Consider the following 22902-nt stretch of genomic DNA (forward strand, 5'->3'; position numbering starts at 1 on the left):
ACATTTATATAGTTTCAGAAAAAATATGAGCGACGCGTTAAAACATGAATGTGGCATTGCCTTGGTAAGACTGTTAAAACCTTTAGAGTACTATAAGGAGAAATACGGAACGGCCTTTTACGGAGTAAACAAAATGTATTTAATGATGGAAAAGCAGCACAATCGGGGGCAAGACGGTGCTGGTTTTGCCAGTATTAAATTAGATGTAAACCCTGGTGAGCGTTACATAAGCCGCGTACGATCTAACGCTGCGCAACCCATTCAGGATATTTTTGCGCAAATAAACGAACGCATAAATCTTGAGTTTTCTGAGCATCCCGAATACAAGAATAGCGTTGCAGCACAAAAAAAGAACATTCCGTATATAGGCGAACTTTTTCTTGGCCACGTGCGTTATGGAACATTTGGCTTAAATAGTGTTGAAAATGTACATCCATTTCTACGTCAGAATAACTGGATGCACCGTAATTTAATTATTGCGGGTAACTTTAATATGACCAATACCAACGAGCTTTTTGATACGCTCATAAAACTCGGAATGCATCCAAAAGAAAAGGCCGATACCGTTACAGTGATGGAAAAAATTGGTCACTTTTTAGACGATGCGGTTCGTAAGCTTTATAAAAAAGCTAAGGCCAAAGGATTGAGTAAACAGGAGGCTTCACCGTATATAGCCAAACACTTAAACGTGGCTAAAATTTTGCGACGATCGGCTGCGGATTGGGATGGTGGTTATGCAATGGCTGGCTTATTGGGTCATGGAGACGCCTTTGTACTGCGCGATCCGGCAGGTATTCGTCCGGCTTATTATTATCAAGACGATGAGGTTGTTGTAGTGGCATCTGAACGGCCGGCAATTCAAACAGTTTTCAACGTTCCTTTTGAAGAAGTTAAAGAGTTGGATCCTGGAAATGCCATTATAGTAGAGAAAAACGGCACAATGAAACTGGCTGAAATTCTTCCACCGCTCGAACGAAAATCTTGTTCTTTTGAACGTATTTATTTCTCTCGCGGTAGCGATGCCGAAATCTATCAAGAACGAAAAATGCTTGGTAAATTGGTAATGCCAAAGGTTTTAGAGTCGATAGATCACGATACCGAAAATTCTGTTTTCTCATTTATTCCAAACACTGCCGAAACTTCATTTTACGGAATGCTCGAAGCGGCACAGGATGAACTTAATAAGCAGAAAAATGAAGCTATTCTTAACGAAAAAGATAGTTTAACCACGGCGCGCCTGCAACAAATACAAGCGCATAAAATTAGAACTGAAAAAATTGCAATAAAGGACGTTAAACTCAGAACGTTTATTACGGACGATAGTAGTCGAGACGATCTGGTTGCTCACGTATACGACGTAACATACGGTGTGGTAAAACCCAATGATAATCTTGTTATTATAGATGATAGCATAGTGCGCGGCACCACGTTAAAGAAAAGCATTTTAAAGATGTTGGATAGGCTTCATCCAAAGCAGATTGTTGTTGTTTCTTCGGCGCCTCAAATTCGTTATCCAGATTGCTACGGAATAGATATGGCCCGGCTCGAACATCTGGTGGCGTTTCAAGCTGCTTTAGCACTTCACAAGGATCGTGGCACATACGGAATTGTTGAAGAGATATATCATAAATGTAAGGAACAAGTTGTAATGGAAGATGCTTCGGTTATTAATCACGTAAAAGAATTGTATGCTCCTTTTTCCGATGAGGAAATTTCGGATAAAATTTCGGAAATAATTAGCGATGAAGATATAAAAGCTAAGGTAAAGCTCATCTTTCAATCGGTTGATGATCTTCATAAAGCCTGCCCGAAAAACCTTGGAGACTGGTATTTTACAGGAAACTATCCCACTGCCGGAGGCAACAGAGTTGTAAACAGAGCTTATATTAATTTCTTTGAAGGAAATCCAGAACGCGCCTATTAAATTTTAACACAACATTTGCCGTTTAACGGAATTCTAATTCACTTAAACGAATATGTTGATTGACAATACTTTATGGCTTAAACTTGAATTATATTTGGGCTTACCATAAGGCGTAAGTAGGTTAGGTCTATGGTAAGATTTGGGGCAAAAAAGGTAGATCGAAAGATCTGCCTTTTTTCATGCCCCAAATATGGGGTGGCGAGCATAAAAAACTATAAAACTTGTTCCAATTTTGGTTGCGAGCCGTTTTCTCCCACTCTTTTGAAAGAGCTGCATTTTCCAACTTTTGATGGTTTCATTCGCATTTGAGTTACGATGTGAGAGACTCATAAAAAACTATAAAACTTGTTCCAATTTTGGTTGCGAGCCGTTTTCTCCCACTCTTTTGAAAGAGCTGCATTTTCCACCCTTTGATGGTTTCATTCTCATTTGAGTTACGATGTGAAAGATTCATAAAAAACTATAAAACTTGTTTCAATTTTGGTTGCGAGCCGTTTCATCATACACTTTCGAAAGAGCTGCATTTTCCACCCTTTGATGGTTTCATTCTCATTTGAGTTACGATGTGAAAGATTCATAAAAAACTATAAAACTTGTTTCAATTTTGGTTGCGAGCCGTTTCATCATACACTTTCGAAAGAGCTGTATTTTTCTGCTTTAAACAAATACATTTTTTCGCTTCCAGATCAGAAGTGTAAAGGACACTTTTTCAAGCCATTTCGCGATGTTAAAATTTTAACTAAATAGCTTAATTTTAGAACTAAATCTACTCAATATTGTTTTTTATCGAATAAACAAGCCATTCATCTAAAAGCAAATTTTCGAGTCAGATAAAGTTATATATTTGAGCATACCATTAGCATAAGTAGGTTAAGTTCATGGTAGATTTGGGGCAAAAAAAGACAAACACTCGTTTGTCTTTTTTTATGCCCAAATCTAAACGGGGTGGCGAGCCTCCAAAATTTCATATTAATATCAGATCTCGTTCGAGCCGTTTCTTTTCTTATCTGCACTTGTTTGTTTTGTCTGTCTTTCGGTTGGTTCATTCTTACATCCAAAAAGGGTGGCGAGCCTCCAAAATTTCATATTAATATCAGATCTCGTTCGAGCCGTTTCTTTTCTTATCTGCACTTGTTTGTTTTGTCTGTCTTTCGGTTGGTTCATTCTTACATCCAAAAAGGGTGGCGAGTCTCCAAAATTTCATATTAATATCAGATCTCGTTCGAGCCGTTTCTATTTTTTCTGCATTTACTTTTTATAAAAAATTTATATTCAATTTTCTATTCAAAAATTCACAAAAAAAATCCACAGCTTAAAAACAGCTGTGGATTTTATATTTAGTATATAATATATTGTATTACTTATTTTTATCGTAGTTGGCAGAAACCTCTTCCCAATTAACTACATTCCAAAATGCTCCTACATAATCAGGACGTTTATTTTGGTATTTTAAGTAATATGCGTGTTCCCAAACATCCAACCCTAAAATTGGCGTGCCTCCGCAACCTACATTGGGCATTAACGGATTGTCTTGATTTGGCGTGGAGCATACCTCAACTTTGCCTCCTTTGTGTACGCAAAGCCAAGCCCAACCTGAGCCAAACTGAGTTTTAGCGGCAGTAGAGAATTTTTCTTTAAACTCTTCAAAACTTCCAAAGGCATCGTCAATAGCTTTTGCCAAATCGCCCGAAGGTTTTCCGCCACCATTTGGCGACATTACTTTCCAGAAAAGACTGTGATTGTAAAATCCGCCACCGTTGTTTCGAACGGCTTTATTGTCCATATCAAGATTTTTTAAAATATCTTCAATAGATTTACCTGCCATATCTGTACCTTCAATCGCAGCGTTCAGATTGTTGGTATATCCTTGGTGGTGTTTGTCGTGATGTATTTCCATGGTTCTTGCATCTATATTCGGTTCTAGTGCATGAAATGCATACGGTAATTTTGGTAATTCGAAAGACATAATATATTTGTTTTTTGGTTATTACTAATTTTACCCAAATTTAGGCAATCTAAAAACTTAATTGTGTTATAGGTTTTATAAGATTTCTATTTCACTATAGATTAATTTGATTCTAAAACCATAAAAGCCGTATTTTAGTGGAAAATGTAACTTCCTTGGAAAAACAAACCTCCTTTTCAATATATAATGCTGCCGCAGGGAGCGGTAAAACATTCACCCTTGTAAAAGAATATCTGAAACAAATTCTTTCCGCAAAAAACGACGACTATTTTAAGCACCTTTTGGCAATAACATTTACCAATAAAGCGGTTGCCGAAATGAAGCAGCGAATTGTAGATACTCTGGTAAATTTTAGCAATGAGCAAAATGCTGCATCACCGCTGCCCATGTTGCGCATTTTAGCAGAAGAAACCGGACTCACTATTACAGAAATTCAAGTACGGTCTAAAAGAATTCTTAAAAACTTGCTCCATAATTACGCGGCGTTTAGCGTTGAAACTATTGATAGGTTTAACCATAGGCTTATACGTACATTTGCGCGCGATTTAAAATTGGCAACCAATTTTGAAGTCACGCTGGAAACAGATGAACTTTTGGCGGAAGCCGTAGATCTTTTATTGAGCAAAGCGGGTGAAAATAAAGAAATTACAAAAGTATTGCTCGATTTTGCCTTGGAGAAAACCGATGACGACAAATCGTGGGATATTTCGAGAGATATTGCCAGCGCCGCAAAATTGCTTTATAATGAAAATGAAGCCACACATGTTTCTATTTTGAAACAAAAATCTTTGGAAGAATTTCTCGAATTTAAAAAGCAATTACTTAAAAGAAAGAAGATTCTCTCTGCCGAAATTGAAACAATTGCTTTGCAGACCCTCGCGCTAATTGAAGAAAGCGGCTTGCAGTTTAATGATTTTAGCGGTAGCTATTTGCCGAAGCATTTTCAGAACCTTGCAACCGGCAGATTCCAACTTAATTTTTCAACTAAATGGCAAGAAACCATGGGCGAAAAGCCTCTGTATCCAGGCCGTGTTTCTCACGCAATTAAAGGGATAATAGATGAACTAACACCCGTATTCATCAAAAATTTTCAGCAAACAAAAACGATGGTCTTTAAATTGTTGCTAGTTGAAAATATTCTAAAAAATACAACGCCACAGTCAGTGATTAATTTAGTAAATCAGGAAATTGAAGCTATCAAGGAGGAAAAAAACGTCCTGCCAATTTCAGAATTCAATTCGTTGATAAACAAGGAAATTAAGAACCAACCGGCGCCTTTTATATATGAACGCTTGGGTGAAAAATACCGTCATTTTTTTATCGATGAATTTCAGGATACATCAAAGTTGCAATGGGAAAATATTATACCATTAATAGATAATGCCCTGTCGCAACAATTGGAACCAAGTTCTGGTAGCTTGCTATTGGTAGGCGATGCCAAACAATCTATCTATCGTTGGCGCGGTGGGTTGCCCGAACAATTTATGGATTTGTACGGAAAAGTGAATCCGTTTCAGCGGGAAAAGAAAATACACACATTGGGCACTAATTTTCGTAGTTGTGCAGAAATCGTAAAATTTAATAATGAATTTTTCAGCTTTGTGTCTTCATATTTTGCCAATCCAAATCACGGTGAATTATATCTAGAAGGTAACAAACAAGAATGCAACGATAAAAAAAACGGCTACATAAAATTCGAATTTATTGAAAAGCAAAATAAGGCCGAAAAAAACGAAACCTATTCAAGCCTTGTTTTTGAAACTATTTTAAAAGCGAGAAACAACGGTTTCTCCGAAAGCGATATTTGTATTTTAACGCGCCGAAAAGCAGAAGGAATTGCCCTCGGTGCTTTTTTAATGGAGCGGGGTGTGCCAGTTATTTCTTCAGAAACATTACTGCTACAATCTTCGCCATTGGTGCAAATATTGGTTTTTGCATTGCAACTTTGCGTGTATCCAAATAAAGAGGAGGCTAAAATACAACTACTAGATTTACTGCACGATCATTTAAAAATTTCGAAAGAAAAACATACATTTTTTACTAAATTTTTAAATATTTCTGAAACAAAATTCGTCGAAAACCTTAAGGAATACAACCTCGAATTTACCTTTAATCGAATGCGTTCCGTTTCACTTTACGAAGCTTTTGAATATTGCATTGAAAAATTTGAAATTGCGAAAACAGCAGATGCTTATCTATTTGGTTTTATGGATTTAGTTTATGATTTTGAACAAAAGCCACAAGCCGATAAAGTCTTGTTTTTAGATTATTGGGAAACCAAAAAAGAAAGCGCTTCCATTCCCGCTAGTGAAGGAACCAACGCAGTGCAATTGATGACTGTTCACAAAGCGAAAGGATTAGAGTTTCCAGTGGTAATTTTTCCATTTGCCGATATTCAATTGTACGATGGTAAGCTAGATAAACTGTGGTATCCTTTACAAATGGAAGATTTCAGTTTTAGTGAAGCGCAGATAAACTTTAAGTCCGAAATAGCTAATTATAGCCAAGTGGGCGAGCAATTATACAACGATCATCGCAGCCAGTTAGAGCTAGATAATATTAATTTACTCTACGTTACTTTAACCCGCGCAGTGGAGCAGCTTTTTATTTTTTCAGAAATGCCCAAAGACTCAAAGGACGGAATTCCTACCTGTTACAACCAGCTTTTTATGGAGTTTTTAAAACAGAAAGGGGTGTGGAATAATGACCAAATGATTTATGAATTCGGAAGTGATTCAACGAAAACCTCAAAGGTTAAAAAAATCATTGCACAGGTAGAGCCAAGTTATATATCCAGTAGCCCAAAACGGCATGGACTAAAACTGGTCGCGCCTCAAGAACTTTATTTGGAAGAAGATACCGCTGCTGCAATTTCTGCTGGAAATTTGCTTCATGAAACCATGGCTAAAATTTATACAAAGGCCGATGCAACAAAAGTTTTGATGGAACTGGAAGAAAGGGCAATAATTCCAAAGGAAGAATTAGAGAAATTACAGCAAACGGTTTATAAAATTATACAACATCCCAAATTGGAAAATCTGTTTTCGGGTACCGATAGTGTTTATAACGAGCGCAGTATTATTACTAAAGATGGTCTGGTTTTGCGGCCCGATAGAATAAATGTAAATTTAAAAAATACAGCGGTTGTAATTGATTACAAAACGGGACTGCCAACAACCAGGCACAAAGAACAAGTGGCTCAATATGCAAACGCGCTAACAGAAATGGGCTTTTTAAATATCGAAAAAATACTTATATATAGTAACGAGGACGAAATAGTAATAAATAAAGTTTAATTTTGAACTTAAAATTTAGAATATGTACGGAAAAATAAAAGAACATCTACAGCGAGAACTGGAAGAAATTAAAGAAAACGGATTATACAAAAAAGAGCGAATTATTACTTCGCCTCAGGGTGCCGAGATAACAATTTCTACAGGTCAAAAGGTTTTAAACTTTTGCGCAAATAACTATTTAGGTTTATCGGCCAACAAAGAAGTAATTCAAGCGGCCAAAGATACTATGGACACACACGGTTTTGGAATGTCGTCTGTTCGTTTCATTTGCGGAACCCAAGATATCCACAAAGAATTGGAGCAAAAAATCGCCGATTTTTACGGTACCGAAGATACAATTCTTTATGCCGCCTGTTTCGACGCCAACGGGGGGGTTTTTGAGCCATTGTTGGGTGCAGAGGATGCTATTATTTCAGATTCACTAAATCACGCTTCCATTATAGACGGGGTGCGATTATGTAAGGCGGCACGTTATCGTTATCAAAACAATGATATGGATGATTTGGAAAAGCAACTTATCGCCGCTAATAAAAATGGGGCACGCTTTAAAATAATAGTAACAGATGGCGTTTTTTCTATGGATGGATTAGTTGCGCCACTTGACAAAATATGCGATTTAGCAGATAAATATGACGCTTTGGTTATGATAGATGAATGTCATGCAACAGGCTTTATTGGTGACACCGGTCGCGGAACCTTGGAAGAAAAGGGTGTGATGGGCCGTGTTGATATAATTACTGGCACGCTCGGAAAAGCACTAGGCGGCGCCATGGGCGGTTATACTACGGGAAACAAAGAAGTTATAGATATGCTGCGCCAACGTTCGCGTCCATATTTGTTTTCCAACTCATTGGCACCAGCTATCGTTGGAGCATCTATTAAGGTGTTCGATTTGCTGGCAAACGATACTAGTTTAAAAGATAAACTCACTGAAAACACGGCATATTTCAAAAAAGGTTTAAAAGATGCAGGGTTCGATATTATTGATGGCGAATCGGCCATTGTCCCGGTAATGCTGTACGACGCAAAACTCTCTCAGGAAATGGCAAATAAATTATTGGAAGAGGGAATATATGTAATCGGATTCTTTTTTCCAGTGGTTCCCCAAGGTAAAGCCCGAATCCGAGTGCAGCTTTCTGCGGCACATAATAAGGAACATTTAGATAAAGCGATACGTGCCTTTATTAAGGTAGGAAAAGAATTAAACGTTATTGGCGATTAAAACCTTTATTTCCCTACCAATAGCAGTGATTTTAGGAAAATTTTATTAGATTTGCTTTTGTTTATAAAATTTAACAACTTACTTTTGCTCTTAATTAACACTTAAAAATTAAACAATCGAATATGAAACATCTTAACAGATTATTAGTTGCTGCTGTCCTTTTTATGGCAATCGGGGTAGCGAACGCGCAAGACGAAAACAATCCTTGGGCTGTTGAGGTTGGTGTAAACGCTGTTGACGTTTATCCAGCAGGTCTCAACGAAGACCAAGTACGTATCCCAGCTGCTGCTAGAGGGGATATTTTTGACGAATACTTTAATGCAAATGACCACTGGAACATCCTTCCATCGGTTTCAAGACTTGCTATCAGTAGATATATTGGTAGTGGTTTTGTATTCACTGCAGCAGGTTCAATCAACCGTATTGATAGATTAGGAGACCTTCCTGCTGATGATCTGAGCTACTACAGTGCAGATGGTGAAATTAAGTACAGTTTAAAAGGTGCATTAAATAGCAGTTGGTTTGATCCTTCTATCGGTATCGGTGGTGGTTACACTTGGGTAGACGATATAGGGTTTGGCTCTGCTAACGCACTTGCAGGTGTTAAGTTTTGGTTCAATGACTATTTAGCTCTAAACTTACAATCCACTTATAAACATGCTTTCGAAGATTCTTACGGAATCACACACTTCCAACACTCTGCTGGTATAGTTTTCCAATTCGGTGGAAAAGACACTGACGGTGATGGTATATACGACAAAGATGACGAATGTCCAGAAACTCCTGGTCTTCCTGAATTTAACGGATGTCCTGACACTGATGGTGATGGAATCGAAGATAGACTTGACGAGTGTCCAAATACTCCAGGTTTAGCTGAATTTAATGGATGCCCTGATACTGACGGTGACGGTATTCCAGATCACCTTGACGAGTGTCCTACTGTGGCTGGTTTAGCTGCTCTTAACGGATGCCCTGATGCTGACGGTGACGGTATCGCAGATAAAGAAGATGCTTGTCCTAACGAAGCTGGTCCAAAAGAAAATAACGGTTGCCCTTACCAAGATAGAGATGGTGACGGTGTATTAGATAAAGACGATCAGTGTCCGGATGTTGCTGGTACTGTAGCAAACAAAGGTTGTCCTGAAGTTTCCGTAGAAATTATCAAGCAGTTAAATGAGTACTCTAAAACGATCTTGTTTGACTATGACAAAGCAACCATTAGAAAGGAATCTTACTCAGCACTTCAGAGTATCGCTGATATTATGAAAGAATATCCAAATTCTAATTTCCTTATCGAAGGTCATACAGATAGCAGAGGAAGTGATTCATACAATATGAAGTTATCTAAAGAAAGAGCTGCTTCAGTTCACGATTACTTAGTGACTATTGGAATGGATGACGATCGCTTACGTTCTGAAGGTTTTGGTGAAGAAAGACCAATTGCAACTAACAATACTGCAGCTGGTAGACAACAAAACCGTAGAGTTGAAATTTCTTTAGAAAAATAATCTAGAAGAATATTTCTAATAAATAATTTTGAAACGCCTCCGTTTATCGGGGGCGTTTCTTATTTTTAGACTATGCAAACTTTTCTTCAACAAACCCTGAACCATATTAAAAACACAGGAATAAACATTTCTGAAATTACCTTTATCTTACCTAGCAAACGTGCCGGTGGTTTTCTTTTAAACGAATTAAAAACCAACCCAAACAATACGCAATTTGCACCTCGCATTTGTAGTATAGAGGAATTTATAGAAGAGCTTTCCAGTCTAAAAATTATAGAGGCTACCGAACTTCTTTTTAAAAGCTACGAGGCCTATTTAAACACAGACTCTATTCCCGACAAAGAAGACTTCGAAACGTATGCTACTTGGGCAATTACGCTCTTAAACGACTTTAATGAAATGGATCGTTATCTGGTAGATCCTGAGCCGTTTTTTAATTATTTGGCCAGTATAAAAACATTGGAGCGTTGGGGTGTAAAAGATGAAAAAACAGAACTGATTTCAAATTATATACGCTTTTGGGAAAGCTTGCCTTTATTTTATGAGAACATCCAAACCTTACTGTTAAATGAAAATATTGGTTATCAAGGAATGGTTTACCGCGAAGCAGCTGCCAATATAGAACATTATATTTCTAGCAATAAAAATAAAAAACATTTCTTTCTCGGATTTAACGCGCTTAATACGGCTGAACAAAATATTATTCAGGAATTGTTGGAGGCAGGAAACACAGAAATTTACTGGGATACTGATCGGGTTTTTTACGAAGATTTAAAACACAGCGCATCATATTTTATTAGAAAATACATTGGTGATTGGAAATATTATCAAAACAACGACCCAAAATTTATTGCCGAAAACTACCATACTCCAAAACATTTTCAGTTTGTTGAAGTGCAAAAAAATATAGGACAGGCAAAACACGTTGGCGAACTACTAGCCACCTATTCTGAGGAAGATTTAAATAAAACAGCAATCGTGTTGGGCGATGAAAATCTTCTAATTCCGTTGCTTTATTCGTTACCCGAAAATGTAAAAAATATTAACCTCACTATGGGAGTTTCGCTAAAAAACTTTCCTGCTGTTGTTTTTTTTGAATTACTTTTTGCCATTCAGCAACGCAATACCGAAACGCTTTATTACAAAGATATCCTTTCAATTTTAAATCATCCCCTAGGCAAGAGTTTAATAGTTAATGCCAGCAAAATATCCCTAATTTTAACGCGTGAAAACATAACTCATATCACTGCCACCGAATTAATTGAAATAGCAACTATCCCAGAAAACAAAAATATTGAATTACTATTTGCCAATTGGAAAAACGATAGTAATACGGCCATAACTTCCTCATTAAAAATAATTGAAAACCTACAAAAAACTCATAAACCCAGCACCGTTGAAGGTGTTGTACTCCACGAATTAAAAACAGTATTTGGTAAAATTGAAGCACTAAATACAAGATATCCACACCTAAAATCTATTAAAAGTGTACTCACCCTTTTTTCCGAATTAACGGCCACAGCTTCCTTAGATTTTGAAGGCGACGCCTTTAATGGCTTACAACTTATGGGAGTATTGGAAACTCGTGTTCTAGATTTTGAAAATGTTATAATTACTTCGGTAAACGAAGGTATATTTCCTTCAGGAAAATCGAATTCGTCATTTATTACTTTCGATTTAAAACAACAATTCAACCTTCCTCTTTTCTCCGAAAAGGATGCAATTTATACCTATCATTTTTATAGAATGTTGCAACGAGCAAAAAATATTACCTTGCTTTATAACAATCATTCGGAAGGAATAAATACCGGCGAAAAGAGCCGATTTATCCGGCAGTTAGAAGTTGAATTACAGCAAGAGCACATCATTAAAAAACGTGTGCTGTCTCCAAAGGTTCAGTTAAAAAAGCAGGAATTGCGTCAAATTGCAAAAACCGAAGCCGTCATGGATCGCCTCCAACAAATTGCGGAAAGGGGTTTTTCTCCTTCGGCATTAACTAGCTATATCCGCAACCCCTTAGAGTTTTATTTTCAGAAAATTTTAAGGCTACAAGAATTTGAAGAGGTTGAAGAAACCGTAGCTGCGAATACTTTGGGCACCATTGTTCACGATACATTGGAAGAATTTTATTTACCCTTGGAAGGACAGAAACTTACGGTTGCACATTTGCGGGAGATGAAAACTAACATTCACGATGAAGTAAGTGTGCAATTTAAAAAAACATTTAAGGGCGGTACGTTTTCAAAAGGGAAAAACCTAATTGTCTTTGAGGTAGCAAAACGTTACATCTCAAATTTTATAGATCGCGAAATTGCAGATGTGGAAGCCGGAAACACGATTAAAATATTAAAAATTGAAACAAATCTTACCTTGCAGATTCCCTTTGCAGAACTCAGTTTTCCTGTAAATATCCACGGAAAGGTAGACAGGGTAGATGAATACAACGGGCAACTTCGAATAATTGATTACAAAACGGGCCAAGTAAAACAAGGCGATGTAGAAATTACTGAATGGGAAGAATTAAATCAGGATTATAAATTCAGTAAAGCCTTCCAGATTTTAACCTACGCTCTAATGATGAATGGAGAAATACCAATTAACAATGCTGAAGCAGGAATCATTTCATTTAAAAATTTGGGAAGTGGATTTCTAAAGTTTGGCGCCAAAACAACTACACGCGGAAAAAAGGAACAACTGATTAATACAGATGTTTTGGAAACTTTTACAGTTGAATTAAAGAAATTAATTTTAGAAATTTGCGATCCTAACATTCCCTTCACCGAAAAAGAAATAGCTTAATGATTATAAAAAAGAACAATATTCTTACGTCTAAAAATAAAAAACCCATTCTTTACGATGTGTATTATAACCAAAGTAGTGGTCCTGTACCTGTTGTAATTTTCTGCCACGGCTATAAAGGATTTAAAGACTGGGGAGCTTGGCATTTGGTGGCCGAAGCGTTTGCAGAGGCTGGATTTTGTTTTATAAAATTCAATTTTTCGCATAATGGCGGTACTGTGGAAAATCCTATCGATTTCCCAGATTTGGAAGCCTTTGCGGAAAACAATTTCAGTTTGGAATTGGACGATTTAGATAGGGTGTTAAACGAAATTGAAAACGGAAACCAAAATATTCCAAAAAATATTTCAAAAATTTCATTAATTGGCCACAGCCGTGGAGGTGGCATTGTTATAATAAAAGCCGAAGAAGATAACCGAATAAACAAAGTTGCAACCTGGGCAGGTGTGAGCGATTTTAAAGCCAGATTTCAGGAAAATACGCCGCAATTTACAGCTTGGAAAGAAACTGGGGTTACGCACATTGAAAATAGTAGAACGAAGCAAATGTTGCCACATAAATTTCAATTTTATCGCGATTTTAAGCAAAATGAAAAGCGGTTTACAATAAATAGGGCAGTTAAAAATTTAAGTGCCTCCCAACTAATTGTTCACGGCAGTGATGATACCACAGTTTCAGTAAAAGAGGCTGTTGCCATGCACGGATGGAATCCTGCGAGCGAATTAAAAATTATTGAAACTGCGGATCATGTGTTTAATGCCAAACATCCGTGGGAGGAAAATAATTTGCCCGACCAACTTAAAAAGGCAGTGGAAGTAACAATTGCATTTTTAAATTGAAGCTTATATTAAAAAAATCACTATTTTTGGCATCCTAATTAGCAAATACTCCTTAGGAACTGTGTGCTTAAAAACACTATGGGGGATTAGCTCAGCTGGCTAGAGCGCTTGCATGGCATGCAAGAGGTCATCGGTTCGACTCCGATATTCTCCACTAAAAAACCACCGTAGCAGCGGTGGTTTTTTGATTTTAAAAATGTACTTCAATAATGATTGAAAAGGCAAAGAGTTCGCAAATAGACCAATTATTGGCTATAACAAAGGCTTGTGCAAATACCATGCAAAGTTTAGGAATTTTTCAATGGAATGATTACTACCCAAATGCAGCTGCTTTTATCGAAGATATTAAACGCGGTGAATTGTACATATATTTGGAAGGGAACAAAATTGTGGGTTGCATTGTAATTTCAACCAAAATGGATGCTGTGTACAAAACTGTAAATTGGCTCGCACCTACTTCTAATAATTATTATATTCACAGATTGGCAGTTCACCCCGATAGTCAAGGAAGAGGAATCGCACGAACGCTGATGGATTTTGCTGAAAAATTAGGAGCTGAAAATAAATTGGTCTCTATTCGCTTAGATACCTTTAGCCAGAATGCACGTAATCAAAAATTTTATGAAGCGCGCGGGTATATACGTTTGGACGCTATTTATTTTTATAATCAAAGTGAGTATCCTTTTTACTGTTACGAATTCCTACTGCCAAAAAAAACATCTTAACGGCCGCTATTTTGTAGCTTAGCGCATTTATGCAATACACCGATATTTCTTTTAAACGAATCCAGCAACTCGCTATTCCGGCTATTATTTCTGGAATTGCCGAACCCGTACTTTCTGCTACCGATGCAGCGGTCGTTGGAAATCTAGACATATTTGCAATAGAATCTCTTGCAGCCGTTGGTATAGTAGGTTCATTTCTTTCTGCCCTTATTTGGATATTGGGGCAGACTAGAAGCGCCATTTCGGCAATAGTTTCACAAAATTTGGGCGCTGGAAAATTAAAAGATTTACAAAACTTTCCCGCGCAGGCAATCTATTTTAATATTGCATTGAGTATAATCGTCCTATTTTCTACATATTTTTTTGTGGAAGAAATTTTCAGATTGTTAAATGCTGAGGGAATGATATTGTCTTTTAGCATAGATTACTACAATATTAGGGTTTGGGGTTTTCCGCTAACGCTTTTTACATTTGCCGTTTTTGGATTGTTCCGGGGTTTGCAAAATACTTTCTGGCCTATGGTAATTGCTACAATTGGTGCAGCACTAAATATTGCGCTCGATTTTGCATTAGTTTACGGGATAGACGGATATATTTCACCAATGGGTATTAAAGGAGCTGGATGGGCTAGTTTAATTGCCCAAGCCATCATGGCGCTAATGGCATTGTTTTTTCTTTTAAAAAAAACCGAGGTTTCATTAAAACTTACATTTCCGTTGCATCCGGAAATATCCCGATTGGTGCGTATGAGTTTCAATTTATTTTTACGATCTGTGGCTTTAAATACGGCATTGATACTTGCAACCCGAGAAGCGGCCGATTTAGGAAAGGAATATATTGCAGCACACACCATTGCTTTTAACATTTGGATTTTCACTGCTTTCTTTATCGATGGCTACGGTGCGGCGGGAAATATTTTAGGAGGAAGACTTTTAGGGGAGCGCAACTATGGTTCTCTATGGAAACTAACCAAAAAAGTAAATCTTTACAATGTTGGGGTAGCTGCTGTACTAGTTTTTGTGGGGTTTTTACTGTATGAACCCTTAGGGTTACTTTTTAACAAAGATACACAAGTACTTACTGTATTTTACGGTATGTTTTTTATGGTACTGCTTTGTCTGCCATTTAATGCCTTGGCTTTTACTTTAGATTCAATTTTTAAAGGTTTGGGCGAAATGGGTTATTTGCGTAATGTGCTTTTGGGCGCAACAATTTTTGGTTTTATACCCGTTCTTTATTTTTCAAAATATATGGGTTGGGGGCTCATAGGCATTTGGAGCGCCCTTATTGTTTGGGTGGCGTATAGAGCTGTGGCATTGATGATTAAATTTAAAAGAAAATACATTCCGTTAATAGAGAGCTAGCGCTTTTGCAAAAGCGATTGTCAAAACTCGCGTAACACATGTACCCGGGTTTAATATGTTGCACTTAACATAAATTATCTCGTCAGAGTTTTTTATCTTCCCCTAAAATTTAGAAAATAGATTTTACAACGATGAGGATACTTCTTTCTGCCATATATCCCTATGCTTTTTTGTTGCTCTACCTCATTATACCTTTTGATAATTATATCAGGGCGCTACCAAACATTCTATTGGCAATTTTGGTGGTCGCATTTCCTTTTATAGTGAAGAGGGAAGACTTCAAAAAACTTAAATCGCTTCCCGTTGCCATATTTTTAGTTCTTTTCGGCTATTTATTTATTGATTCGTTTAGCAGTGGAAGACTGGTCGAAGATTTCAATATTATTAAAAAGGTAATGATAGCAGTAGGTTTGGCAATACTATATATTCCAGTGGCTGATGCAAAAAAAATTAATAGCGCCATCATTTTTTCTTCGTTGGCGGCAATCATTTTTTCGGTTTATAATTTTGTACTTATAACCGACGCCGTAGGAAATTTCGCCCTTGGCGATTCGCCGCAAGTTGTAGAATCGCTGTTGATAGACAGACTGTATTTGGGCCTACTCTGTACATTTAGTATTTTAATTTCATTTCAGGAAATTCAGAAAAAATACCATCCAAATAACAATTATTATTTGGCCAATATTTTAATAAATGCTGTATTTATAGTACTTATCGCTTCAAAAATTGCAGTGGTTTCATTATTGGTGTTAGTATTAATACATCAATTTTATGGCAAGCGAAAAATTTGGAGAATCCTTATTGCACTAGCCGCAATTATGGCGGTGGGGGTATTGTTCGTGGTTATTAAAGGTGAAAAGGATATTGGGCTAAACAAAACCTTTAAACAAGGAAATTCACCCACATTTATTGAAAATTCATTAACCTACGAATTACGTGCCGTAGTGTGGCAATGTGCACAAAATATAGTTAATGACGAAGGTTTTACTTTAACAGGCATTGGCTTTGATATAACAAAAGATAGATTGGTTTCGTGTTATGAAAACCAAATTAACGATGTAAATAAAAAACAGCGATTTATAGCAGAACGCTACAACACACACAATCAATTTATAGATTTTTACTTAAGTGCAGGGATAATTGCCTTGGTACTTTTCTTGGCATTTATTGCTACTAGTTTTATATCGATCCGAAAACAATTTTTCCCCATGGCATTGTTAGCAATATTGCTGATATATTGTATGATTGAAAATCTCTTCCACAGACAAATTGGAGCTTACTATGTAGGTTTTATTTTAATTGTATTAATTACAAGTGCTAGGTCTGGGGAAAACAACAACATAAAAACGATATAATAAGATTTGCAAATTGTACTTTTGCAAGCGTTAAACTAAAAAAATACCGCAATAGAATATCTCCGAGCTTATTAGTTAAATAGTGTAGGGAACAAATAAAAACGCGGGTAGAATTATGAAAATTTCAGTAATAGGAACTGGCTACGTTGGTTTAGTAACGGGTACTTGTTTAGCCGAAACAGGGAACGAAGTAATTTGTGTAGATATAGATAAAACCAAGGTAGATAAAATGCGCAATGGCGAAGTGCCTATCTATGAGCCACATCTAGATGTTCTTTTTGAGCGTAATATTAAGGCCAATCGGTTAAAATTTACAACTTCACTTGCCGAGGGATTGGCGCATGGCGAAATTATTTTTCTAGCACTTCCAACGCCGGAAGACGAAGATGGTTCGGCAGATCTTAGTTATGTTTTAAGCGTTTCTGAAGAAATAGGAAAAAAAATTAACAATTATAAAGTAATTGTAGATAAAAGTACGGTACCCGTGGGTACGGCAGAAAAAGTACGTGCCATAATTGCTGAAAATGCAAGTTGCGAATTTGATGTTGTGTCCAATCCCGAATTTTTGAGAGAAGGCTTTGCAGTAGATGATTTTATGAAACCCGAACGCATTGTGGTAGGTTCAAGTAGCGAAAGAGCAACTACACTTATGAAAAAGCTTTACAGCCCATTTGTTCGCTCGGGTAACCCAATAATAGTAATGGACGAAAAATCTGCTGAACTTACAAAATACGCTTCCAATTCGTTTCTGGCTACCAAGATTACCTTTATGAACGAAATTGCAAACTACTGCGAAAGAGTTGGCGCAGATGTAGATATGGTCCGGGCCGGTATGGGAACCGATAGCCGTATTGGCAGACGCTTTCTGTTTCCGGGCATTGGTTATGGGGGCTCTTGTTTTCCAAAAGATGTAAAGGCCCTTAAAAAAGCAGGGAAGGATGCAGACTATGATTTTAAAATATTGAAATCAGTAATTGAAATTAACTCAGCTCAAAAAACAATTCTATTACCTAAAATTGATGCATATTTCAATGACGATTTAAAAGGAAAAACCATTGCAGTTTGGGGTTTGGCATTTAAACCCGAAACCGACGATATACGCGAAGCGCCATCTATAGCTATCATGGATGCATTGTTAGAAAAAGGAGCGATTCTTCAAGTTTTTGATCCAGAGGCAATGCCAAACATCAGCAAGCGTTTTGGTGACAAATTAACCTATTCAGAATCTATGTATAGCGCTCTGGAAGAAGCAGACGCTTTATTAATCTGTACCGAGTGGAGTATTTTCCGCACCCCAGATTACAACAAATTGAAAGAACTACTGCGAAATCCAGTTATTTTTGACGGAAGAAATTTATACAATATAAACGATATGGAAACAGAAGGATTTACCTATATTTCCATTGGAAGAAAGGCTGTAAATTTATGAAGAAACGAGTCTTAATTACTGGTGCTGCTGGATTTCTAGGCTCGCACCTTTGCGATAAGTTTATAGCCGAAGATTTTCACGTAATAGGTATGGACAACCTAATTACTGGCGATCTTAAAAACATAGCCCATCTTTTTAAACTAGAAACTTTTGAATTTTATCATCACGATGTAACCAAATTTGTTCACGTTCCCGGAAAGGTAGATTATATTCTTCATTTTGCATCTCCCGCAAGCCCGATAGATTATTTAAAAATACCTATTCAAACCTTAAAAGTAGGATCGCTGGGAACGCATAATTTATTGGGTCTAGCTAGAGAAAAGAATGCGAGAATTTTAATTGCATCAACTTCCGAAGTTTACGGAGACCCTCTTGTGCATCCACAAACCGAAGAATATTTCGGAAATGTTAATACCATTGGTCCTCGAGGAGTTTACGATGAGGCTAAACGCTTTCAGGAATCTATTACTATGGCATACCATAGATTTCACGGACTCGAAACACGAATTGCCCGTATCTTTAATACCTACGGTCCGCGTATGCGCTTAAACGACGGGAGAGTAATACCTGCCTTTATAGGGCAATCATTAAGAGGAGAAGACTTAACGGTTTTTGGCGATGGGTTACAAACGCGCTCATTTTGTTATGTTGATGATGAGGTAGAAGGACTTTATCGCCTATTAATGAGCGATTATCCATTGCCAGTAAATATTGGCAATCCGGAAGAAATAACTATCCTAGATTTTGCAAAGGAAATTATTAAATTAACCGGTACGCAACAAAAAATTGTTTTCAAACCCTTGCCACAGGATGACCCCATGCAACGCGAGCCCGATATTTCTAAGGCGAAAAAAATATTAGATTGGCAACCTAAAATTTCAAGAGAAGAAGGAATGAGAAAAACGTTCGCGTATTTTAAGAATCTTTCTAAGGAAGAACTAACGAAAAGCGAACACAAAGATTTTTCAAAGCACAATAAATAAAAGAAATGTTTAAAAGCGGAAGATATTCAGGTTTATTACGGCCTATTTCATACGGAATAGATCTCTTCTTTATTCATTTTTTTGCATTTGAATTTTTTGGGTTGCCATTCCCTTATTTTAACTATGTAATTTACTTAACCATTGCTTGGTTGCTGCTTTCAACACGTTCGGGATTTTATGAAATCTATAGATTTACCCATCTAGCAAAAATCATGTCGCTTATAGGAAAACAGGGCATCATTTTCGTTTTAATAGTTTTTTCTTTTTTCGGTTTTTACAATGAGTTGCCAACTTCGGCTTTAACCATATTTAAATATATTGGTTTAGTATTGTTGTGCGTTACTGTTATGAAGTTGAGCGTTTTCTTTCTACTTAAAAAGTATCGCTTACATCTTGGAGGCAATGTTAGGAAAGTGGTAATTATTGGGTTAAACCAAAAAACGGAATTGCTGCGAAAATTCTTCACCGACAATCCTGTATATGGGTATAAGCTTTACAAAACATTCGATTTAAGAGGTCCAAATAAGGTTACTATTGAAGAATGTATGGACTATATCTTAAAAGAAAATATAGATGAGGTATATTCTTCCGTTGCCGAAATTGGCAATAAAGACCTTATTAAATTAATTGATTTTGTAGATAATAACCTTAAAATATTAAAATTTCTTCCCGATAATAAAGAGATTTACAGTAAAAAACTAGACTTTTCATATTATGGTGTCTTGCCCATTCTATCGATGCGAAAAATACCGATAGACGAACCGTTCAACAAGTTTTTAAAACGCAGTTTCGATATAGTATTGTCGCTACTAATCATTGTTGGCATACTCTCTTGGCTTACTCCATTACTAGGGTTATTAATAAAACTAGAATCCAAAGGACCTGTTTTTTTTAAGCAAAAAAGGAATGGCTTAGATTATAAAGAGTTTTACTGTTATAAATTTCGCAGTATGATTCCTAACCCAATGGCTCACCTAGAGCAAATAAGAAAAGGAGACGAGCGAGTTACACGAGTTGGCAAGATTATTAGAAAAACTAGTATAGATGAGTTGCCGCAGTTTATAAATGTGCTAAAAGGCGAAATGTCTGTGGTGGGGCCCCGTCCGCATATGGTTAGCCACACCCATATGTATGCCGAAAGAATAGATAAATTTATGGTGCGCCATTTTATAAAACCCGGCATTACCGGATTGGCACAAGTAAGTGGTTTTCGCGGCGAAGTAGAAGACGATAATCATATTATTAATAGAGTTAAGTTTGATATTTTTTATCTAGAAAATTGGAGTCTTTTCCTCGATATAAAAATTGTTTTTCAAACTATTTTCAATGCCATTCGAGGAGAAGAAAAAGCATATTGATGTGAACGAAGATGTACTTGTTTCGGTTATAATGCCAGTTCACAATTCTTCAAAATTTGTTGCTGAAGCAGTAAATAGTGTGCTTTCTCAGGTTTATCATAACTGGGAATTGATAATTGTAGATGATGCCTCTACCGATAATACGGCCGCAATTATAGAAGAACTTGCCGCCAAAGATCACAGAATTAAGTGCTTAAAATTATCTGCCAATCAAGGGCCTGGATATTGCCGTAATAAAGCCACAAACATAGCCCAAGGCGCCTATATTGCCTTTCTAGATTCTGACGATCTTTGGGCGCCAGAAAAATTAAAGGTTCAATTAGAGTTTATGCTAAAAAATGCTTGCGCCGTGTCTTTTACAAGCTATCTTCACATTGATGAAAATGGAAATCCACTTAATAAAAGAGTTATAGCAATGCCTGTACTTTCTTTTAAAAAACAGCGTAGCAATAATTATATTGGCAATTTAACCGGAATGTATCACGCGGCCACATTAGGAAAAATCGCGTCGCCGGAAATTCCGAAGAGACAAGATTGGGCATTGTGGTTGGAAGCAATAAAAAGAAGTAAAAAACCTGCAAAAGGAATTGTTCAAGATTTGGCGTTTTACAGAATTAGAAAGGATTCTGTAAGTGCTAATAAAGTGAGGCTGTTGAAGCATAACTATAATTTTTATAAAAAACACCTTGGGTATTCAATTCCCGTTTCAATCTATTTTATGAGTTGCTTTTTATGGGAATATTTTTTTATTCGCCCTAAATTTATTGAAACTTTAAATTAAACCTTATTCCATCTCGACCAATGAAGTAAACTGTTTTAACTTTCCATTTTTACTTCGCTCTAAAACCGGCATTTTTTCAAAAATAAGTTTTAAATCGGTTTCCAAATATTTAGCAACCGATTTTTCGATATCTAACTTTTCCTGCGGTTCTAGCGCCCTATTTGCAACATATTGGATATTAAAAGTATTGGTTTTAGACTGTTCAATAACAAATTCTTTAACGTTACCACTATTTGAAATTATTGTTTTGGTAACATAATAAAACGTAAGGCCCGGAACTACCTTACCACTTGGTAATTTGGCAAAATCGTTTGTTCGTCCTATTAGTTTCTCCAACACCGGTCGCTTTAACGTACTGCAAGTAGAGAGCGCTCCGGAATCTCCAATTTCGTATCGAATCATCGGATGTGCTTTATTGTATAGGGAGGTAACTATTATACGGCCAGTTTGGCCTAACGGAACTGCATTATTATTGTCATCAAGAATTTCGATAAATAGGTCTTCGCTATTACCAATTAAATTATCTTGTTTATCCGTAAAAGCGATCATCCCTAGTTCGGAGGCGCCGTATTCGTTTATAACGGGCACACCAAAGACACGTTCCATCAATCTTTTGTCGTCTTCAAATAGCATTTCACTAGTTACAATGCAGTATTTTAAAGTGGGGCAAATGTGTTTTAAAACCACCTTTTGTTCTTTTATATATTTTGCAAAAAGTACAATTGAACTAGTGTACCCATTCATATAAACAAATTCTTTCTTTTTAAATGAATTTAAAATTCCCTTTAACTTTTCATCTGAAAGATTAAAAATTGGAAACCTGTATCGCTTACCTAAAAAATCTTTAAACCGTTCTTTATAATATCCTTTTAATTCTAGTGGAATTCCATAAAATCGCGCCTGTAATGATGTGTTTAAATCAATTTCTAATTTGCCGTAGCTGGATAAAAATTTTGCCCAAGCTAATGCATGACAGTATTTATCTTTCGCAAAAATAAATGGCGTTCCACTAGAACCCGATGTTTTACTTATATAAATTGAATTTTTTTGATATTCGGTAGAAAGTCGTAATTCTAAAGGTTGTTGAAGATGGCTCTTGGTCAGCACCGGAATTTCTTTCCAAGCCACGTTGTTTTTTCCTATAAAATTTTTATAAAACGGAGTGTTTTGTAAGTGGTATTTAACTATTTCTTCTCGCGCTCTAAGAACATAGTTTTCAAATTCATTTTCTGGAATTTGCTGAATATTCTTTAATTTCCGCTTGGCTTCGGCAATGGGGAAACCACTAAACTTCAATGTAAATTCGAACAAATTCATTTTAGAATAAATTAGGGTGTCAATTTACAAACAATT

The 22902-nt window shown here is 36.5% G+C and carries 15 protein-coding genes and 1 tRNA gene; 14 read left to right on the forward strand and 2 right to left on the reverse strand.

The genetic code is table 11. The annotated features are described in order from the left end of the window. Positions 1 to 25 precede the first annotated feature (25 nt). Positions 26 to 1924: an amidophosphoribosyltransferase gene (locus QCQ61_RS05025; protein ID WP_279449683.1), complete on the forward strand. Its 1899-nt coding sequence runs from the start codon at positions 26 to 28 to the stop codon at positions 1922 to 1924. A 1357-nt stretch (positions 1925 to 3281) separates the two neighbouring features. On the opposite strand, the gene QCQ61_RS05030 is transcribed toward QCQ61_RS05025, so the two are convergent. Further along, a complete protein-coding gene (locus tag QCQ61_RS05030) occupies positions 3282 to 3890 on the reverse strand; it encodes a superoxide dismutase (protein ID WP_279449684.1) in 609 nt (202 codons plus the stop codon). 137 nt (positions 3891 to 4027) lie between these two features. Here QCQ61_RS05030 and QCQ61_RS05035 point away from each other — a divergent pair, with 137 nt between their 5' ends. From QCQ61_RS05035 to QCQ61_RS05095, 13 genes are all read left to right on the forward strand, one after another. Then, the gene (locus QCQ61_RS05035) at positions 4028 to 7186 is read left to right on the forward strand and encodes a UvrD-helicase domain-containing protein (RefSeq protein WP_279449685.1); all 3159 of its coding nucleotides are present in this window, start codon (positions 4028 to 4030) and stop codon (positions 7184 to 7186) included. A 22-nt stretch (positions 7187 to 7208) separates the two neighbouring features. Beyond that, the gene (kbl, locus tag QCQ61_RS05040; RefSeq protein ID WP_279449686.1) at positions 7209 to 8408 is read left to right on the forward strand and encodes a glycine C-acetyltransferase; all 1200 of its coding nucleotides are present in this window, start codon (positions 7209 to 7211) and stop codon (positions 8406 to 8408) included. 122 nt (positions 8409 to 8530) lie between these two features. Beyond that, positions 8531 to 9916: an OmpA family protein gene (locus QCQ61_RS05045; protein WP_279449687.1), complete on the forward strand. Its 1386-nt coding sequence runs from the start codon at positions 8531 to 8533 to the stop codon at positions 9914 to 9916. 72 nt (positions 9917 to 9988) lie between these two features. Next, positions 9989 to 12715, forward strand: coding sequence for a PD-(D/E)XK nuclease family protein (locus QCQ61_RS05050; protein WP_279449688.1), 2727 nt, complete (start codon positions 9989 to 9991; stop codon positions 12713 to 12715). After that, positions 12715 to 13554, forward strand: a complete 840-nt coding sequence (locus tag QCQ61_RS05055) for an alpha/beta hydrolase family protein (protein WP_279449689.1) — start codon at positions 12715 to 12717, stop codon at positions 13552 to 13554. Before QCQ61_RS05050 ends, QCQ61_RS05055 begins: the two co-directional genes overlap by 1 nt. An 80-nt stretch (positions 13555 to 13634) precedes the next feature. Further along, positions 13635 to 13708, forward strand: a tRNA-Ala gene (locus QCQ61_RS05060). A gap of 55 nt (positions 13709 to 13763) precedes the next feature. Next, positions 13764 to 14279, forward strand: coding sequence for a GNAT family N-acetyltransferase (locus QCQ61_RS05065; RefSeq protein ID WP_279449690.1), 516 nt, complete (start codon positions 13764 to 13766; stop codon positions 14277 to 14279). Positions 14280 to 14308: 29 nt separating this feature from the next. Then, entirely contained in the window at positions 14309 to 15643 is a 1335-nt protein-coding gene (locus QCQ61_RS05070; RefSeq protein ID WP_279449691.1) for an MATE family efflux transporter, read from the forward strand. 131 nt (positions 15644 to 15774) lie between these two features. Further along, a complete protein-coding gene (locus QCQ61_RS05075; protein WP_279449692.1) occupies positions 15775 to 16998 on the forward strand; it encodes an O-antigen ligase family protein in 1224 nt (407 codons plus the stop codon). 115 nt (positions 16999 to 17113) lie between these two features. Next, the gene (locus QCQ61_RS05080; protein WP_279449693.1) at positions 17114 to 18427 is read left to right on the forward strand and encodes a UDP-glucose dehydrogenase family protein; all 1314 of its coding nucleotides are present in this window, start codon (positions 17114 to 17116) and stop codon (positions 18425 to 18427) included. Further along, a complete protein-coding gene (locus tag QCQ61_RS05085; RefSeq protein WP_279449694.1) occupies positions 18424 to 19410 on the forward strand; it encodes a UDP-glucuronic acid decarboxylase family protein in 987 nt (328 codons plus the stop codon). Before QCQ61_RS05080 ends, QCQ61_RS05085 begins: the two co-directional genes overlap by 4 nt. A 5-nt stretch (positions 19411 to 19415) precedes the next feature. Then, the gene (locus QCQ61_RS05090; protein WP_279449695.1) at positions 19416 to 20768 is read left to right on the forward strand and encodes an exopolysaccharide biosynthesis polyprenyl glycosylphosphotransferase; all 1353 of its coding nucleotides are present in this window, start codon (positions 19416 to 19418) and stop codon (positions 20766 to 20768) included. Then, positions 20737 to 21549: a glycosyltransferase family 2 protein gene (locus QCQ61_RS05095; RefSeq protein ID WP_279449696.1), complete on the forward strand. Its 813-nt coding sequence runs from the start codon at positions 20737 to 20739 to the stop codon at positions 21547 to 21549. The genes QCQ61_RS05090 and QCQ61_RS05095 overlap by 32 nt, the downstream gene beginning before the upstream one ends. Positions 21550 to 21552: 3 nt before the next feature. Here the strand turns inward: QCQ61_RS05095 and QCQ61_RS05100 are convergent, their stop codons facing one another. Then, entirely contained in the window at positions 21553 to 22866 is a 1314-nt protein-coding gene (locus QCQ61_RS05100; RefSeq protein ID WP_279449697.1) for a phenylacetate--CoA ligase family protein, read from the reverse strand. Between the last annotated feature and the right edge of the window lie 36 nt (positions 22867 to 22902).

This window comes from Aequorivita marisscotiae, assembly GCF_029814825.1.
GTDB classification, from domain to species: Bacteria; Bacteroidota; Bacteroidia; order Flavobacteriales; family Flavobacteriaceae; genus Aequorivita; species Aequorivita marisscotiae.

Bases quoted from the DNA above. Each gene is read 5' to 3' on its own strand.
- QCQ61_RS05090 (WP_279449695.1), top strand. From the start codon at position 19,416: ATGTTTAAAAGCGGAAGATATTCAGGTTTATTACGGCCTATTTCATAC.
- kbl (WP_279449686.1), top strand. From the start codon at position 7,209: ATGTACGGAAAAATAAAAGAACATCTACAGCGAGAACTGGAAGAAATT.
- QCQ61_RS05050 (WP_279449688.1), top strand. From the start codon at position 9,989: ATGCAAACTTTTCTTCAACAAACCCTGAACCATATTAAAAACACAGGA.
- QCQ61_RS05075 (WP_279449692.1), top strand. From the start codon at position 15,775: ATGAGGATACTTCTTTCTGCCATATATCCCTATGCTTTTTTGTTGCTC.
- QCQ61_RS05080 (WP_279449693.1), top strand. From the start codon at position 17,114: ATGAAAATTTCAGTAATAGGAACTGGCTACGTTGGTTTAGTAACGGGT.
- QCQ61_RS05065 (WP_279449690.1), top strand. From the start codon at position 13,764: ATGATTGAAAAGGCAAAGAGTTCGCAAATAGACCAATTATTGGCTATA.
- QCQ61_RS05030 (WP_279449684.1), bottom strand. From the start codon at position 3,890: ATGTCTTTCGAATTACCAAAATTACCGTATGCATTTCATGCACTAGAA.
- QCQ61_RS05070 (WP_279449691.1), top strand. From the start codon at position 14,309: ATGCAATACACCGATATTTCTTTTAAACGAATCCAGCAACTCGCTATT.
- QCQ61_RS05100 (WP_279449697.1), bottom strand. From the start codon at position 22,866: ATGAATTTGTTCGAATTTACATTGAAGTTTAGTGGTTTCCCCATTGCC.
- QCQ61_RS05055 (WP_279449689.1), top strand. From the start codon at position 12,715: ATGATTATAAAAAAGAACAATATTCTTACGTCTAAAAATAAAAAACCC.
- QCQ61_RS05085 (WP_279449694.1), top strand. From the start codon at position 18,424: ATGAAGAAACGAGTCTTAATTACTGGTGCTGCTGGATTTCTAGGCTCG.
- QCQ61_RS05045 (WP_279449687.1), top strand. From the start codon at position 8,531: ATGAAACATCTTAACAGATTATTAGTTGCTGCTGTCCTTTTTATGGCA.
- QCQ61_RS05025 (WP_279449683.1), top strand. From the start codon at position 26: ATGAGCGACGCGTTAAAACATGAATGTGGCATTGCCTTGGTAAGACTG.
- QCQ61_RS05095 (WP_279449696.1), top strand. From the start codon at position 20,737: ATGCCATTCGAGGAGAAGAAAAAGCATATTGATGTGAACGAAGATGTA.